The sequence below is a fragment of the Mesorhizobium sp. M1E.F.Ca.ET.063.01.1.1 genome (assembly GCF_003998155.1).
Taxonomy (GTDB): domain Bacteria; phylum Pseudomonadota; class Alphaproteobacteria; order Rhizobiales; family Rhizobiaceae; genus Mesorhizobium.
Genome location: NZ_RZSC01000711.1, coordinates 1 through 3,002, shown reverse-complemented (window position 1 = coordinate 3,002; position 3,002 = coordinate 1). Strand labels below are relative to the sequence as shown.

Annotated in this window: 5 protein-coding genes; 1 reads left to right on the top strand and 4 read right to left on the bottom strand. The window is 64.7% G+C overall.

Annotated elements, in window-relative coordinates; all coding sequences use genetic code 11:
- The coding region (locus EOA29_RS31045; protein ID WP_127222066.1) for an oxidoreductase at positions 1-528 on the bottom strand (528 nt) is incomplete at its 3' end.
- Positions 529-623: 95 nt separating this feature from the next.
- Here EOA29_RS31045 and EOA29_RS31040 point away from each other — a divergent pair.
- Positions 624-1,535, top strand: a complete 912-nt coding sequence (locus EOA29_RS31040; RefSeq protein WP_126094189.1) for a LysR family transcriptional regulator — start codon at positions 624-626, stop codon at positions 1,533-1,535.
- Between the two features lie 58 nt (positions 1,536-1,593).
- On the opposite strand, the gene rpsI is transcribed toward EOA29_RS31040, so the two are convergent.
- The 3 genes from rpsI to EOA29_RS31025 all read right to left on the bottom strand — a co-directional run.
- A complete protein-coding gene (gene rpsI / locus EOA29_RS31035; RefSeq protein ID WP_126094188.1) occupies positions 1,594-2,070 on the bottom strand; it encodes a 30S ribosomal protein S9 in 477 nt (158 codons plus the stop codon).
- Positions 2,070-2,534, bottom strand: coding sequence for a 50S ribosomal protein L13 (gene rplM / locus EOA29_RS31030; protein ID WP_059184834.1), 465 nt, complete (start codon positions 2,532-2,534; stop codon positions 2,070-2,072). Before rplM ends, rpsI begins: the two co-directional genes overlap by 1 nt.
- Positions 2,535-2,761: 227 nt before the next feature.
- Positions 2,762-3,002, bottom strand: a 241-nt coding sequence (locus EOA29_RS31025; protein WP_145969894.1) for a PaaI family thioesterase, incomplete at its 5' end; no start/stop codon positions are given.

Below are 3,002 nucleotides of genomic sequence, written 5' to 3'. Positions count from 1 at the left end.
GCGGCCTTCCGCGATCTGCGCGCGGGTGACGTTGCTCAGCCCGATATGGCGCACCAGGCCCCTGCGCTGCAGCTCGGCGAGCACGGTGAGCGGCGCTTCGATCGAGCCCTCGGCGGGACCATGGGTGTCGAACATGATGCGCAGATTGACCACATCCAGCACGTCGAGCCCGAGATTGGCGAGGTTGTCATGCACGGCTTGCGTGAGTTCCTCCGGTGAATAGGCCGGCAGCCAGGATGCGTCGCTGCCGCGGCGGGCGCCGATCTTGGTGACGATGGTAAGGTCGCCGGGGTAGGGCGCCAGCGCTTCGCGGATCAGCCGATTGGTGACATGCGGGCCATAATAGTCGCTGGTGTCGATGTGGTTGACCCCGTTCGCCACTGCCTCACGCAGCACGGCGATGGCCGCGTCATGATCCTTCGGTGGGCCGAACACGCCTTTGCCCGCAAGCTGCATGGCGCCGTAGCCGAGCCGCCGGACCGAATCGCCGCCGAGTTTGTAGGTGCCGGATTTGTTTACGCTGGACATCGTGGTTCTCCTTCGCTGTCGACGACGGAGATAGGGCATGGCCGCTGTCCCGATAACCGGCTATATTCAGCACAGCTTGTACGAAATTTAGGACAATGGCGGCCGATCTCAACGATCTTCAGGCGTTCATGGCCGTGGCGCGCGCCGGCGGCTTTCGCGAGGGCGCCCGCGCCACGGCCGGCAGCGCGTCAGCGCTCAGCGAAGCCATCCGCCGTCTTGAAACCCAGCTCGGTGTCAGGCTCTTCAACCGCACCACGCGCAGCGTCGCTTTGACCGAGGCTGGTGCCGGCCTGCTGGCGCGGCTCGGCCCCGCATTGGGCGAGGTAGAAGCCGCACTCGATGTGGTGAACGGCTTTCGCGACCGGCCCGCCGGAACCTTGCGGCTCAACGTGCCGATAAGCGCCTCGCGGCTGGTGCTGCCCAAAATCGTTCCTGGATTTCTCGCGGCCTATCCTGCCATTCGCCTGGAGGTGATCGCCGAGGAGAACTTTATCGATCTGCTGGTGGCGGGCTGCGACGCTGGAATCCGCTATGACGAGCGGCTGGAGCAGGACATGATCGCGGTGCCGATCGGGCCGCGCGCGCAGCGCTTCACGACCTCCGCCGCGCCGTCCTACCTTGACCGGCACGGTCGGCCGCAGCACCCACGCGACCTGCTTGGCCATGCCTGCGTGCGCGGCCGCTTCCCGAGCGGGGTCATGACGCCCTGGGAGTTCGAGCGGGACGGCGAGGTGGTGCGGGTCGATCCCACGGGGCCATTGGTTGTCAGCATCGGTGGAGGCGTCGATCTCGCTATCGATGCGGCGATCGCTGGCGTCGGCATTCTCTGGCTGTTCGAGGACTGGGTGCGCCCGCATTTCGAGAGCGGCGTGCTGGAACCTGTGCTGGAGCCGTGGTGGCAGGAATTTTCCGGGCCGTTTCTGTACTATCCCGGACGCCGGCTGGTGCCGGCGCCGCTGCGCGCCTTCATCGACTACATCAAGACGCCGGCCGGACGCGGCCAATAGCTGCGTGAAACAAAAAGGCCGCCCGGAGGCGGCCTTTCGAGACTTGTGGTCGCAGCGCTCAGCGCTTCGAGAACTGGAAGCTGCGGCGGGCCTTCGCCTTGCCGTACTTCTTGCGCTCGACGACGCGGCTGTCGCGGGTGAGAAAGCCGCCCTTCTTGAGCACGGAGCGCAGCGCCGGCTCGTAATAGGTCAGTGCCTTGGAGATGCCGTGACGCACGGCGCCCGCCTGGCCGGAAAGGCCGCCGCCGATGACGGTGGCGATGATGTCATACTGGCCGGCGCGGTTGGCGGCGACGATCGGCTGGTTGAGGATCATCTGCAGCACCGGACGCGCGAAATAGCTCGCGAATTCCTTGTCGTTGACAGTGATCTTGCCGGAGCCGGGTTTCACCCAGACGCGCGCGATGGCGTTCTTGCGCTTGCCTGTGGCATAGGCGCGGCCCGACTTGTCGAGCTTCTGGACGTGGACGGGTGCCGCCGGCTGTGCGGCGGTCGTGACAGTCCCGAGTTCTGCGAGCGAGGAAAGCTCAGCCATTACGAGGCCCTCTTGTTCTTGGAGTTCAGCTTGGCCACGTCGAGCGTGACGGGCTGCTGGGCGGCGTGCGGATGTTCAGCGCCTGCGTAGACGCGGAGATTCTTCATCTGGCGGCGGCCAAGCGGGCCGCGCGGGATCATGCGCTCGACGGCCTTCTCGACGACGCGCTCGGGGAAGCGGCCCTCGAGCAGCTGGCGCGCGGTGCGCTCCTTGATGCCGCCGGGGTGGCCGGTGTGCCAGTAGTAGACCTTGTCGGTGTACTTCTTGCCGGTGAACACCACCTTGTCGGCGTTGATGACGATGACGTTGTCGCCATCATCGACATGCGGTGTGAAGGTGGGCTTGTGCTTGCCGCGCAGATGGTTGGCGATGACAGTGGCGAGGCGGCCGACGACGAGACCCTCGGCGTCGATCAGCACCCACTTCTTCACCACATCCGCAGGCTTCTGCGAAAAGGTAGCCATGGTTTTGCTCTCAGGTTGACCTTCCTTATCCGCAAGGACAAGGAAAGGCGTTTCTTGTTGCTTGGATTGACGGAGCGGCTGGAGCCATTCGCCAATAACAAAACGGCGGCCGTTGCGGGCCGCTGCTTCGCGAGGGCTTATAGGCGAGGGCGCGAAACGCGTCAAGGCGATGGAAAACCCGCTTGGTGCATAAAGTCAAATAAAAACAATGGCTTGTTCAAGAGGTATTATTTTACCGCATCAGCCGAGCGCTTCGGCGGGATCGAATAGGTGCCGGTCGCATGCGCCACGGTGTGCCCGTCCGGGCCGGCGACGATGTCGATGTCGAACACCATCAGGCTCTTGCCCAACTTCAGGATGCGGCAATGGCCGTCGATCGGGCCAGCCTCGGCCTTGCGCATGAAGTTGATGTTGAGGTTGGTGGTCACCGACAGCGCGTCCGGCCCGGCGTGGCTGAGCACGCAGACA